Origin of the sequence: Nocardioides lijunqiniae (assembly GCF_015024225.1) — a bacterium.
In the GTDB taxonomy this organism is placed as follows: Bacteria; Actinomycetota; Actinomycetes; order Propionibacteriales; family Nocardioidaceae; genus Nocardioides; species Nocardioides lijunqiniae.
This window is the reverse complement of the sequence record NZ_JACJGM010000021.1, coordinates 66,368-78,387: the sequence shown is the minus strand read 5'-3', so window position 1 is coordinate 78,387 and position 12,020 is coordinate 66,368. Positions and strand designations below refer to the sequence as shown.

The following is a 12,020-nucleotide window of genomic DNA, read 5'->3' as shown; positions in this document are numbered from 1 at the left end:
GGCGACCTCGCTGGTTGAGGAGGTTGCGCAGCAACCGTCTCGAAACCAAGACGACCCCGAGGCCGGCCGCGTCGCGCGACCCAGCGCCCACCCGTCCCCGTAGCTGCCAAAGACCGCGACCAGCAGCGGCGCGCGAGCCGACGGCCGAGTGCCCGAGGAGGCGATCAGAGGTGCGGGGGTCTCGACGTTCGCTCGCTGGCGCTCGCTGCTCGACCACCGGCGGGGGCGGAAAAGTCAGTGGGCACCGCCATGGATCGGCGCTAGACATCTCCCATGGCACTTCCCTGGACCGACGCCGCGTGGCTGGCGCAGGCGCACAGGTGGATCGACGGGCAGCTGGCCGGGCTGGGCCTGACGCGGACCGGCGAGATCGAGCAGCCGCACGTGGAGGTCTGGTCGACGGTGCTGCGCGTCCCGACCGCCACCGGTCCCGTGTGGTTCAAGGCCAACCACGGGCCCCTGGCCCACGAGGCGGCCCTGGTCACCCTGCTCGCCCAGCGGGTCCCCGACCTCGTCGACCCTTTGCTCGCCGCCGACCTCGACCGCGGCTGGCTGCTGATGGCCGACGCCGGCGAGCGGCTGCGCGAGCTGGTGCCGGCCGAGAGGAGCCTGGACCGCTGGCACCACGCGCTCGACCACGTGGCGCGGATCAGCCTGGCGCTGGAGGACGACGTCGACACGCTGCTGGCGATGGGCGTGCCCGACCTGCGACTCGACGTGCTCACCGTGAGCTACGACGCGCTCATGGACGAGGCCGACGCCGAGCCGCGCTTCCGGAAGGCGATCGACCAGGTCACGGAGCTCGCGCGAACCCTCGCGGCGTACGGCATCCGGGAGAGCATCCAGCACGACGACCTCCACGACGGCCAGGTCTTCGTCCGCGACGGCCGGCACCGCGTCATGGACTGGGGCGACGCGTGCGCGTCCCACCCGTTCTTCGTGCTGTCCGTCGCGCTGGAGGGCCAGCTCGCCTGGGGCCTCGACGATGTCGAGGGCTCGCTCGACACCGACCCCTTCCGCGACACCTTCCTCGCGCCGTACGCCGCCGCCTACCCCCACCTCTCGCACGCCGACCTCGCCGACGCAGCGCGCATCGCGGCCCGATTGGGGTGGGCGGCGCGCGCCGTCAACGGCCACGTGCCCGAGGACCCGCAGCGCACGCGGCAACGGCTGCAGATGTTCGTCCACGGTCGCGTCAGCGACTGAGCCGGGCGTACCGTCGACCGATGGTCACCAACCGCTCCGCCCCGCCGGGCGCGCTGGCCCCCGTCCTGGTCTACCCGGACGTCCGGGAGGCGGTCGCCTGGCTGAGCGCGGCGTTCGGCTTCGTCGAGACCGTCCGGATCGGCGAGGGGCACCGCGCCCAGATGTCCGTGGCACCCGGCGTCGGCATGGTCGTCGCCGAGGCCAGGGGCGAGCACCAGCCTCCGGCTCCCGGCGCCGTCACCCACGTCATCAAGATCCGGGTCGACGACTCGGCGGTCGCGCTCGAGCGCGCCCTCGCCCAGGGCGCGACGCTGCTGGAGGAGCTGACCGAGCGCGACTACGGCGAGCTCGAGTGCCTGGTGGCAGACCCCGCCGGCCACCGGTGGCAGCTCACCCAGACGCTGCGCGACGTCGCGCCCGAGGAGTGGGGCGGCGTCGACCTCCGCTAGGGCTGTCAGTGGCCGCTGACCATCATGGCCAGCCCCAGCAGCATCTTGTCGCGCGGCGAGGTGAGCGTTCGTCCGGTGATCTGCTCGATCTGCCGGGCGCGGTAGATCACCGTGTTGCGGTGGCAGAAGAGCTCCTCGGCCGCATGGGTGGGCGACCCGTCGTGCCGCAACAGCGCGGCGAGGGTGTGCAGCAGCGTGGTGGCCAACGGCTCCGGCTGGGCCAACAGCGGCCCGAGGGTCTCCTGCATCAGCAGCGGCGTGATCTGCGGGCTGCCGGCCAGCAGGACCTCGGGCAGCCGATCGGTCACCGACACCACCCGGGTCTCACCCCTCGCGAGCGACTCGGCGGCCCGCGTCGCGAGCTGGAACGCCGTCGCGAACCCGCCCACGCCCTCCGGCGAGCCGGCGATCCCCACCCGGCCGGTCGCGTGCGGGACGATCAGCGCCACGAGCTCGTCGAGCTCGGGCACCGCGCCCGCGAGCAACCCGAAGAAGCGGCCGGTGCGGACGTGCCAGTGGCAGGTGACGTCGATCCGCTCCAACCGGTCCTCCACGGCACCCAACGGTTCGTCGAGCGAGCCGTCGAACAGCGCGACGACGCACACCACTCGTGCATCGGCAGCGATGCCGAGGAGGTCTCGCGCCTCCGCGGCGAAGTCGGGGTCGGCCCCTCGCCCCTCGGCGAGCCCGTCGAGTGCGCTCTGCTGACGTTGGAGGTCATGGCGCTGCATGCGGGTGCTCTCGCGGCGGTAGGCCTCGACGAGCACGGCGTTCTGGACGTCGAGCGCGGACCACACCCGTTGCCCGGCCACGACCAGCACGTGCTCGTCGGTGTCCGCGCCGCTCGCCACGCCCTGCTCGACCAAGGCCTCCCACAGGACGCGCGTCCCGAGCGTGTAGGCGTTGAGCACCGTCTCGAGCGGGACCTGCTGGCGCGCCCGACGGCGACCGGTCTCGCGCCACAGCTCGATCGCGGAGGACGGGGCGTCGCTGGTGCCGGCCAGCACCTCGATCCCCCGGCGGAGGTGCTCCCGGGTGCTCTCCCGCACGTCGACCCGCAGCTCCGGCCCGACCCGCTCGTAGACCTCCTGGTCGCGCACCAGCAGGGTCAGCGTGATCGCGTCGGCGATCTCGTCCGAGCGTGGGCGCAGGGCGGCCCAGGCGGCCTCGACCGCCCGCAGCGTGACGGCGTCGTCGGTCCCGACGCCCGCCGGACGAGGAAAGGCCGAGCCTGCGCTCCGAGCTGGCATGGGACGACATTCGCACTCCTCGCACAGTTCTGACCAGGCCGGCGCCAGGGAAGCGGCGCATCGACAGCCTTTGTTGGGCGCTGCGCCCAATGCGGAACCTGTGCGCTCCGCACCACAGTGGTGCGCGTCACAGCACATCTCGGGGCGTCCCGCCCGGACCGGAGGCATCACTCGATGAGTCATCCGCTCACGGGCGAGAGCCCGGTCGCGGGCCCCAGCCCTCGCCTCGCGCTCAGCGACGTGACCGTCACGTTCGGGGGCGTCACGGCCCTGAGCGAGGTCGGTCTCCTCGTCCGCCCCCACCAGGTGCTGGGCGTGATCGGGCCCAACGGCGCCGGCAAGACCACCCTCTTCAACGTGGCGTGCGGCTTCGTCAGACCGGACCGCGGACGCCTCGAGTGGCGCGACCAGGAGGTCACGGGACTGCGACCGCGTGACCTCGCCGGCCTCGGCATCGCGCGCACCCTGCAGGGCCTCGGCCTCTTCGACCGGGTCACCGTCCTGGAGAACGTCATGATCGGCGCCGACCGGCACACCCGCTCCGGCTTCCTGTCCTCCCTGCTCGCGCTGCCCGGCGCGTCCCGGGACGAGCGGGCGCTGCGCGAGCGCGCGCGGGAGGTCCTCGACGGCCTCGGCATCGCGGCTCACGCGGACCGGTATCCCGCGAGCCTCCCGTACGCCGTGCGGAAGCGGGTCGCCCTCGCCCGCGCCCTCGCCGCGGAGCCAGACCTGCTGCTGCTCGACGAGCCGGCGAGCGGTCTGTCCACCTCCGAGATGGACGACCTCGGCCGGCTCGTGCGCGAGCTCACGGAGCGGATGTCGGTGATGCTCGTCGAGCACCACATGGACCTCGTCATGCGGGTGTGCGACGAGATCACCGTGCTCGACTTCGGACGCGTGATCGCGCACGGCACCCCGGACCAGGTGCGCGACGACCCCGCCGTGCTGGCGGCGTACCTCGGCGAGACCGTCGGGGAGGCCTGACGTGCTCTCGCTGCGCGACCTCTCGACGAGCTACGGCCCCGTGCATGCCGTGCGTGACGTCTCCTTCACCGCGCAGGAAGGGCAGATCACCGCGGTGCTGGGGGCCAACGGGGCCGGCAAGACCACCCTGCTGCGCACCATCTCGGGCCTGCTGCGCAGCCGCCACGGCACCATCGAGCTGGACGGACGGCGCATCGACCGCCTCTCGCCCGAGCGGATGCCCGCCCTCGGCTTGGCCCAGGTGCCCGAGGGCCGCGGCGTGATCACCGAGCTCACGGTCGACGAGAACCTCCGGCTCGGCGGCCTGGCGCGCGGCCGCGTCCGTCCCGCCGACCTGCAGCGGGTCTACGAGCTCTTCCCGGCCCTCGCCGACCGCCGGGCCGCCGTCGCCCACGTGCTCTCGGGCGGCGAGCGACAGATGCTGGTGATCGGGCGCGCGCTCATGTCACGGCCGCGGATGCTGCTGCTCGACGAGCCGTCCCTCGGTCTGGCGCCTCGCATCGTGACCCAGATCTTCGGACTCGTGCGCTCCCTCGTCGAGGACGAGGGGCTGAGCGTGCTCCTGGTCGAGCAGAACGCGCGCAGCGCCCTCTCGATCGCCCACCGCGGGATCGTCCTCAACCTCGGCCGGGTGGTCGCCGACGCCGACGCCGACGTGCTCGCCGACGACGACCAGCTCCGCCACGCCTACCTCGGATTCTGAGCAGGGAACAGGAGATCTCGTGCAGCAGCTCGTGAACACCGCGCTCAGCGGCCTCACCCTCGGCATGGTCTACGCGGCCTTCGCCCTGGCCCTGGTGATGATCTGGCGCTCGACGAGGGTCGTGAACTTCGCGCAGGCGCCCATGGCGATGGTCACCACGTTCGTCGCCCTCGCGGTCATCGACGCCGGCCACTCCTACTGGCTGGGCTTCGGCCTCGCCCTGCTCAGCGGGCTGGTGCTCGGCGCGGTCGTGGAGCGCGTCGTCATCCGGCCGGTGGAGGGCAAGCCGGAGATCAACGCGGTGATCCTCACGCTCGGCCTGTTCATCGTGCTGCACGCCCTCGCCTCGGTGGTGTTCGGCAACCGCTACCGCTCCTTCCCCGCGCCGTTCGGGGTCCGGGGGGTCGAGGTCGGCGACACGACGCTCGGCATCACCGGCTTCGGGATCTTCTCGATCGCGGCCGTGCTCGTGGTCATGGCCCTCCTCGTCCTGCTGTTCCGCGTCACCGACCTGGGGCTGCGGATGCGGGCGGCGGCCTACCACCAGGAGGTGGCCCGCCTCCTCGGTGTCCGCGTCGGGCGGATGCTGACGCTGGGCTGGGCGCTCGCCTCGGTCGTGGGCTCGCTGGCCGGTCTGCTGATCGCCGGCGGCAGCCTGGTGCACCCGGGCTTCATGGACTCCATCGTGGTGTTCGGCTTCGTGGCCGCGGTCCTGGGAGGCCTCGACAGTCCCGTGGGCGCGGTGGTCGGCGGGCTGCTCCTCGGGCTCTCCCTGAGCTTCGTGAGCGGGTACGTCGGCTCCCAGCTCGTCGCGCTCACCGCGCTGGCCATCCTGATGCTGGTCCTGACGCTGCGCCCCGGCGGACTGTTCTCCCAGCCTGCGCAGCGGAGGGTCTGATGACGCGTCTGCGCTCGTGGTGGAGCGAGGTCACTCTCCTGCGGCACCTGGTCCTTGCCGCCGCGGGGCTGCTCGTCGTGGTGGCGGTGCTGGAGAGCGCCGGTGACTTCCGCAGCCTCCAGCTCGCCTCGATGGCCTACCTGGGGCTCGCCGCCGGAGGTCTGACGATCCTGACCGGCCTCAACGGTCAGATCTCGTTGGGCCACGGGGCGTTGATGGCCATCGGCGCCTACACCACCGCCCTGCTCCTTCCCGACCGGGAGTCGTCGACCCCGTTGGCCCTGGTCGTGCTCGCCGCCGTGGGGGCCACCCTCGCGGTGGGCGTCGCGGTCGGCTACGCCGCCGCCCGCCTGCACGGTCCCTACCTCGCCGGTGCGACCCTCGCCCTCGCGGTCGCGGTGCCGGGCGTCGCGCTGTTCTTCAAGGGGCGCCTGGGCGGGGAGCAGGGGCTGCGGGTGGTCCTCCCCGACATCCCCGAGTGGGTGCTCGACCTCGCGTTCTTCGTGACCGGGCAGGAGCTCACGCGCAGCCGCTACGTCGCCTACGTCGCCTGGCTGACCCTCGTCGTCACCTTCGTGCTGCTCGCCAACCTGTCGCGCAGCCGGGTCGGGCGCCGCTGGCGGGCGGTGCGCGACGACGCGGTCGCGGCCGAGCTGGCAGGGATCCACCTGGGTCGTGCCCGGGTCTCCGCGTTCACGGTCAGCGCGGCGGCGGCCGGGGCCGCCGGGGCGATGATGGCCATCACCGTGAGACTGGCGGCGCCCAGCGGGTTCACGCTCAACCTCAGCCTCACCCTGCTCACCGCCGTCGTGCTCGGCGGGCTGGGCAGCCTCACGGGCGCGATCATCGGTGCGGCGCTCCTCACGTTCCTGCCCCAGGTCGTCACCGGGTGGGGCACCGACGCCGGCCTCTCCGACATCCGCGCCGCCGAGCTCGCCCCCCTCGTCTACGGCCTGGTGATGATCCTGGTCATCCTGCTCGCCCCCAGCGGCATCGTCGGGACGTTGCGCCGCCTGGCCGTGCGCCGTACGCGCGGGGGGCCGGAGCCGGCCCCGCCGGCGACCGACGCCGCAGACCCCGCCGCTCCCTCCAGCAGCGACGCCCTCACCACCACCTCGAAGGGAACATCACCATGAAACGACGTCACACCAGGCCGGCGCCGCTCGCCGGCGTCCTGGCCACGCTCGCGCTGCTCGCCGCCTGCGGCGCCGGTGACGACCGGTCCGACGAGGACGGGGGCGGCGGCGTCAGCGAGGTCGGCGTCAGCGAGGAGTCCGTCACGGTCGGCGCCCACTTCCCGCTGACCGGCGTGGCCGCGCCCGGCTACAGCGAGATCCCCACCGGGGCGCAGGCCTACTTCGACTACGTCAACGCCCAGGGCGGGGTCCACGGCCGTCAGATCGAGTACCTGGTCAAGGACGACGGCTACAACCCCACCAACACCAACACGGTCACCAGCGAGCTGGTGCTGCAGGACGAGATCTTCGCGATGGTGGGCGGGCTCGGCACCCCCACGCACAGTGCGGTGGTGGACTTCCTCAACGAGGAGGGCGTGCCCGACCTCTTCGTGTCGTCCGGGTCGCTGCAGTGGGGCGACGACGTCGAGGACAAGCCGTACACGTTCGGCTGGCAGCCGGACTACGAGATCGAGGGCAAGATCATCGGGCAGTACGTCGCCGAGAACCTCCCCGACGCCAAGGTCGGGCTGTTCCTGCAGGACGACGACTTCGGTGAGGACGCCGAGAAGGGCGTGCGCCAGTACCTCGAGGACCAGGTCGTCGGCGTCGAGCGCTACACCTCCGGCAACACCGACGTCGGCCCGCAGATCGCCGGCCTGCAGGCCTCCGGCGCCGACCTGGTGCTGTCGTTCAACACCCCGTCCTACACCGCCCTGAGCCAGCTGGTGTCCCTCAAGCTGGGCTACGACCCGCAATGGTTCTACAGCAACGTCGGCTCCGACCCCGACCTCGTCGGGTCGCTGCTGTCGGAGTTCTCCGAAGGCGCCGTCGAGGGCAGTGCGAGCTCGCTCGACGGGGTGCTCACGACCGAGTACATCCCCGGCATCGACCAGGCCGAGGACCCGTGGGTGCAGCTCTGGCAGAAGGTCTGGGACGAGCACGGCACCGAGGGCGAGCTGACCAACTACCGCGTCTACGGCATGTCCCACGCCTACGCGTTCGTCCAGGCGCTGCAGGCCGCGGGCGAGGAGCTGACCCGCGACGGGCTGGTCGAGGCGCTGGAGGAGGTCGGCCAGGACCTCGACGGCCCCCAGCTGGCGCCGTTCCGCTTCACGGCCGACTCCCACATGGGCATCTCGGGTCTTCGCGTGGTCGAGATCAAGGACGGCGGCGCGGCGGATCCGCTGACCCCCGTGCTCGTCTCCGACATCGGCGACGCCCCCATCGAGGAGGACACCTCCGGTCAGGCCGACGACGCTCCGCCGGAGGGCGGTGTGCCTGAGTAGGGCGCGTCGCCGGCGCGACGGGTCTCCAGCACCCGGAAGCCCTTCGCGCTCGCCAGCCGCGCGGTGGGGTAGCCCTGCTCCCCCAGCCAGCGCTGCAGCGAGTCGGCTCCGAGGTTCTTGCCGACGACCATGACCGCGCGACCACCGGGGGCCAGGCGGGGCAGCCAGGTCAGCAGCAGCTCGTGCAGCGCCTGCTTGCCGATCCGGATCGGCGGGTTCGACCAGATCTCGTCGTACGTCGCGGCGGGGTCGACGCCGTCCGGCGTGACGGCCGTGACGCGGTCGGCGACCCCGAGCGCCGCGGCGTTCTCGCCGGCGAGCAGGACGGCGCGCTCGTTGACGTCGACGGCGGTGACCACCGCGTCGGGGACCGCGACGGCGATGGCCAGTCCGATCACTCCGAAGCCGCAGCCCAGGTCCAGGATCCGACCACCGGACGGCGGCTCGGTCTCGCGGAACAGGATCGCCGTGCCGATGTCGACGCGTCCGTTGGCGAAGACCCCGGAGCCGCTCGTCAGACTCAGCTCGTGGCCCCACACCGACGCGACGACGGGCGAGCGCTTGAACGCCACCGTCGGGTCGGCCGAGAAGTAGTGGTCATCCATCGCGTCTCGCCCTCGTCGTGGTGGCCCGGGCGGCGAGCTCGTCGTCGGGCGGGTAGGCGACCTCCTCGAGCGTGAGGCCGTGCGCGTGCGCGACCGTCACGGAGGGGTCCCGCGCCTCGGCGCGCAGGATCTCGGCGGGCCACGACGGCGGTCTCCGGCCGTCGCCGACGGCGAGCAGGCAGCCCACCAGGGCCCGCACCATGCTGTGGCAGAACGCGTCGGCGCGCACCGTGGCCTCGGCCAGCCCCTGGGGCGAGCGCGACCAGGTCAGGTCGAGCAGCGTGCGGATGGTGGTGGCGCCCTCGCGCCGGCGGCAGAACGCCGCGAAGTCCTGGCGGCCGACCAGCGCCTGCGCGGCGTCGTTCATGGCGTCCAGGTCGAGCGGACGCGACCACACCAGGACGTGGCGGCGGGTGAGCGGGTCCACGAGCACCGGGTCGTCGGCGATCCGGTAGGCGTAGCGGCGCCACAGCGCGGAGAAGCGGGCGTCGAAGCCCGCCGGCGCCTCCCCCACCTGGCGCACCCGCACGTCGGGGGGCAGCACGCCGTTGAGGCGACGCAGCAGGTTCGGCGGGACCGCGCCGACGTCGGCGTGGACCACCTGGCCGCGCGCGTGCACCCCGGCGTCGGTGCGCCCCGCGACGACGGTCGCCACCGAGTCGACGCGCAGCACCGTGGCGAGCGCGTGGTTGAGCACCTCCTGCACCGTCCGGAGGCCCGGCTGGGTCGCCCAGCCATGGAAGTCGGTGCCGTCGTAGGCACACTCGATCCGCAACCGCACGCGCCAAGTTTCGCAGGTCGCGATACTGGTCCTCGTGCAGCCCGCCATCATCCTCGTCTCCGACGAGCACGCCGACTTCCTCCTCGACGAGTTCGGGCGCTACGCCCGCGACTACGACCTCCACACCGCGACGTCCTGCCAGGGCGCGCTCGACGTCACGCGCACCGTCCGCGACGCCGGTGGGCAGGTCGCCCTCTTCGTCACCGACACCGAGCTCCCCGACGCCCACGTGCTCGAGGCGTTCCACGCCTGGCGCACGGTCGTCCCCACCGCGCGCCGCATCATCGCCGCCCACTGGGAGCACTTCCTCGAGCGGGCGCCGGCGTTGCGACCCGGCATGGCCAAGGGCAAGTACGACGCCTACCTGCTGATGCCGCGCGGGGTGCGTGACGAGGAGTTCCACGGCGCCGTGACCGAGCTCCTCTCCGACTGGGGCTCCACCGTCGCCAAGCCCGAGGTGGAGAGCGTGCGGATCGTGGCGCCCGCGCCCTCCCCGCTCACGCTGGCCATCCGCGACTACGCCGACCGGATGGGCATGCCGTCGGGCTTCTACACCCCCGACACCGAGATCGGCCGCGAGGCCGTCCTCGAGTGCGCGACGCCCGGCGAGCCGGCGTACCCGATCGTCTCCACGCCGGGGCGCCCGTCGTTCGTCGCCACGTCGGTGCGCGACGTCGCGATCTCGATGTACGGCGCACCCGGCGACGTCAAGGTCGAGGGCCTCGTGGACCTCGCGATCGTCGGGGCCGGCCCGGCCGGCCTCGCGGCCGCGGTCTACGGCGCGTCCGAGGGCCTCACCACCGTGGTGCTGGAGTCGGAGGCGATCGGCGGCCAGGCCGGGACCAGCTCGATGATCCGCAACTACCTCGGCTTCCCGCGGGGCATCTCCGGCATGCGGCTGGCCCAGCGGGCGCGCAACCAGGCGCTGCGCTTCGGCACGCAGTTCTACACCGGCTGGGACGTCGAGTCGCTGGAGACCCGCGCCGACGGCACCCACCTGCTGCAGACCGGCGGCGGCGACGTCGAGGCCCGCAGCGTCGTCGTCGCGACGGGCGTGGCCTACCGCAAGCTCGGCATCCACGCGATCGAGGAGCTCGTGGGCATGGGCGTCTTCTACGGCAGCGCGATGACCGCCGCCCGCGAGATGGAGGGCTACGACGTCGTCGTGGTCGGCGGCGGCAACTCGGCCGGCCAGGCCGCCATCCACCTGGCCCGCTTCGCCGACTCGGTGACGATCATGGTGCGGCGCCCGTCGTTGGAGGAGACGATGTCGCAGTACCTCATCGGCGAGATCGCCTACAACCCGCGCATCACCGTGCAGCCGTGCTCCGAGGTCGCCGACGGCGGCGGCGAGGGGCGCCTGGAGTGGCTCGACGTCCGCGACACCGCGACCGGCACGGTCACCCGTCGTGAGGCGCACGGCCTGTTCCTCCTGCTCGGCGCTGAGCCCAACTGCGACTGGCTCCCCCACGGGGTGGCCCGCGACTCCCGTGGCTTCGTGCTCACCGGCCGCGACATCCCCGCCGACCTCTGGTCGGGCGAGCTGCCGCCGGAGAGCCTGGCCACGACCGTGCCGGGCGTCTTCGCCGTCGGCGACATCCGGGCCGGCTCGATGAAGCGGGTCGCGGCCGCCACGGGCGAGGGCGCCTCGGTGGTCCCCCTCGTCCACACCTTCCTCACCCCCACGACCTAGCCCAGCACAGCGCGGGAGTACGAGCGCAGCGAGTACTCCCCATGGAGGGACGAAGTCACTCCACGAGCTCGCGGCGGTACGGCGGGTCGGCGCCAGGCCGCGAGACGGTCACGGCGGCCGCCCGCACCGCGTGGGCGAGCACCTCGGCGGGCGCCCGGTCGGGCTGCTCCCACAGGGCGTCGATGATGGCGGCGGAGAAGGTGTCGCCGGCTCCGATGGTGTCGGCGACGTCGACCTGCGGGGCGGTGACCTCCACGACGCCGTCGGCGTCGCGCCACGTGGCGCCCTCCCCGCCGAGGGTGACCGCGACGGCCCGGGGGCCCAGCTCGAGCAGGTGCTGGACCGCCTGGTCGACCGTCAGTGCGGGGTAGAGCGCGGCCAGGTCCTCGTCGCTGGCCTTGACCAGGTGGGCCGCGGCCACGACGCGCTCGACCCGGGCCACGAGCTCGGGTCCGGTGCCGGTGATGGCCGGGCGGGCGTTGATGTCGTAGCTGACCGTGGCGCCCTCGATCCGGTCCAGGATCGCCAGCACGTCGTCGGCGCCCGGCTCGAGCACGGCGCCGATCGAGCAGACGTGCACGAAGAGCGGGCGCTCCTCGCCCAGCGGGTTGAGCCGCCAGTCGAGGTCGAATGCGTAGGAAGCCGAGCCGTCCGCGCCGATGGTCGCCTCGGCGGTCGAGGTGCGCGCGACGGCGTAGGCGTCGGTGGCGAGCTCGACCCCGTCGCGGGCCAGGTGCATCGCGATCGCGCGGCCACGCTCGTCGTCGGCGAACGCCGTGGCGAACCGCACCGGCCGGTCCAGCCGCGCCAGCGCCACCGCCACGTTGGCGGCGCTCCCCCCGGGCCGCTCGGTGCGGCTCCCGTCGGGCTCGAGGACCACGTCGACCAGGGACTCACCGACCACCAGGGCGTAGGGCTTCACGGTCCCCTTCTACCACCGGACCGGTGGCCGCGGCGACGACCCCTTCGGCACCGTCTCGGGTTACC

The 12,020-nt window shown here is 73.0% G+C and carries 12 protein-coding genes; 8 read left to right on the top strand and 4 right to left on the bottom strand.

The features are described 5' to 3' along the window. The first annotated feature begins 273 nt into the window (after positions 1 to 273). Positions 274 to 1,206: a phosphotransferase family protein gene (locus IRQ30_RS14175; protein WP_193613569.1), complete on the top strand. Its 933-nt coding sequence runs from the start codon at positions 274 to 276 to the stop codon at positions 1,204 to 1,206. 20 nt (positions 1,207 to 1,226) lie between these two features. After that, complete coding sequence (locus IRQ30_RS14170) at positions 1,227 to 1,655, top strand: VOC family protein (protein WP_193613567.1); 429 nt, start codon at positions 1,227 to 1,229, stop codon at positions 1,653 to 1,655. 5 nt (positions 1,656 to 1,660) lie between these two features. Here the strand turns inward: IRQ30_RS14170 and IRQ30_RS14165 are convergent, their stop codons facing one another. Next, positions 1,661 to 2,905: a PucR family transcriptional regulator gene (locus tag IRQ30_RS14165; RefSeq protein ID WP_193609607.1), complete on the bottom strand. Its 1,245-nt coding sequence runs from the start codon at positions 2,903 to 2,905 to the stop codon at positions 1,661 to 1,663. Positions 2,906 to 3,079: 174 nt separating this feature from the next. Between IRQ30_RS14165 and IRQ30_RS14160 the strand changes: the two genes are divergently transcribed. From IRQ30_RS14160 to IRQ30_RS14140, 5 genes are read left to right on the top strand one after another with little or no spacing between them, the layout of a single operon-like run. Next, positions 3,080 to 3,889, top strand: coding sequence for an ABC transporter ATP-binding protein (locus IRQ30_RS14160; RefSeq protein ID WP_193613565.1), 810 nt, complete (start codon positions 3,080 to 3,082; stop codon positions 3,887 to 3,889). Between the two features lies 1 nt (position 3,890). Beyond that, positions 3,891 to 4,592, top strand: a complete 702-nt coding sequence (locus tag IRQ30_RS14155; protein ID WP_193613563.1) for an ATP-binding cassette domain-containing protein — start codon at positions 3,891 to 3,893, stop codon at positions 4,590 to 4,592. A 19-nt stretch (positions 4,593 to 4,611) separates the two neighbouring features. Next, positions 4,612 to 5,490: an ABC transporter permease subunit gene (locus tag IRQ30_RS14150; RefSeq protein ID WP_193613561.1), complete on the top strand. Its 879-nt coding sequence runs from the start codon at positions 4,612 to 4,614 to the stop codon at positions 5,488 to 5,490. Next, entirely contained in the window at positions 5,490 to 6,626 is a 1,137-nt protein-coding gene (locus IRQ30_RS14145; RefSeq protein WP_193613558.1) for a branched-chain amino acid ABC transporter permease, read from the top strand. The genes IRQ30_RS14150 and IRQ30_RS14145 overlap by 1 nt, the downstream gene beginning before the upstream one ends. After that, positions 6,623 to 7,954: an ABC transporter substrate-binding protein gene (locus IRQ30_RS14140; protein WP_193613557.1), complete on the top strand. Its 1,332-nt coding sequence runs from the start codon at positions 6,623 to 6,625 to the stop codon at positions 7,952 to 7,954. Before IRQ30_RS14145 ends, IRQ30_RS14140 begins: the two co-directional genes overlap by 4 nt. Here IRQ30_RS14140 and IRQ30_RS14135 read toward each other — a convergent pair. Together IRQ30_RS14135 and truA are read right to left on the bottom strand one after the other, a co-directional pair. Further along, positions 7,912 to 8,559 (bottom strand): class I SAM-dependent methyltransferase, encoded by a 648-nt coding sequence (locus IRQ30_RS14135; RefSeq protein ID WP_193613555.1) that lies wholly within the window; start codon positions 8,557 to 8,559, stop codon positions 7,912 to 7,914. The two genes, IRQ30_RS14140 and IRQ30_RS14135, sit on opposite strands and share 43 nt — an antisense overlap. Then, on the bottom strand, positions 8,552 to 9,388 hold the full coding sequence (gene truA, locus IRQ30_RS14130) for a tRNA pseudouridine(38-40) synthase TruA (protein ID WP_193609614.1): 837 nt from the start codon (positions 9,386 to 9,388) through the stop codon (positions 8,552 to 8,554). Before truA ends, IRQ30_RS14135 begins: the two co-directional genes overlap by 8 nt. On the opposite strand from truA, the gene IRQ30_RS14125 reads away from it, so the two are divergent. After that, the gene (locus tag IRQ30_RS14125) at positions 9,375 to 11,033 is read left to right on the top strand and encodes an FAD-dependent oxidoreductase (RefSeq protein WP_193609615.1); all 1,659 of its coding nucleotides are present in this window, start codon (positions 9,375 to 9,377) and stop codon (positions 11,031 to 11,033) included. The genes truA and IRQ30_RS14125 overlap by 14 nt on opposite strands. A 55-nt stretch (positions 11,034 to 11,088) precedes the next feature. Here the strand turns inward: IRQ30_RS14125 and IRQ30_RS14120 are convergent, their stop codons facing one another. Further along, entirely contained in the window at positions 11,089 to 11,955 is an 867-nt protein-coding gene (locus IRQ30_RS14120; RefSeq protein WP_193613553.1) for a PfkB family carbohydrate kinase, read from the bottom strand. Between the last annotated feature and the right edge of the window lie 65 nt (positions 11,956 to 12,020).

Bases quoted from the DNA above. Each gene is read 5' to 3' on its own strand.
- IRQ30_RS14175 (WP_193613569.1), top strand. From the start codon at position 274: ATGGCACTTCCCTGGACCGACGCCGCGTGGCTGGCGCAGGCGCACAGG.
- IRQ30_RS14170 (WP_193613567.1), top strand. From the start codon at position 1,227: ATGGTCACCAACCGCTCCGCCCCGCCGGGCGCGCTGGCCCCCGTCCTG.
- IRQ30_RS14165 (WP_193609607.1), bottom strand. From the start codon at position 2,905: ATGCCAGCTCGGAGCGCAGGCTCGGCCTTTCCTCGTCCGGCGGGCGTC.
- IRQ30_RS14160 (WP_193613565.1), top strand. From the start codon at position 3,080: ATGAGTCATCCGCTCACGGGCGAGAGCCCGGTCGCGGGCCCCAGCCCT.
- IRQ30_RS14145 (WP_193613558.1), top strand. From the start codon at position 5,490: ATGACGCGTCTGCGCTCGTGGTGGAGCGAGGTCACTCTCCTGCGGCAC.
- IRQ30_RS14140 (WP_193613557.1), top strand. From the start codon at position 6,623: ATGAAACGACGTCACACCAGGCCGGCGCCGCTCGCCGGCGTCCTGGCC.
- IRQ30_RS14135 (WP_193613555.1), bottom strand. From the start codon at position 8,559: ATGGATGACCACTACTTCTCGGCCGACCCGACGGTGGCGTTCAAGCGC.
- truA (WP_193609614.1), bottom strand. From the start codon at position 9,388: ATGGCGGGCTGCACGAGGACCAGTATCGCGACCTGCGAAACTTGGCGC.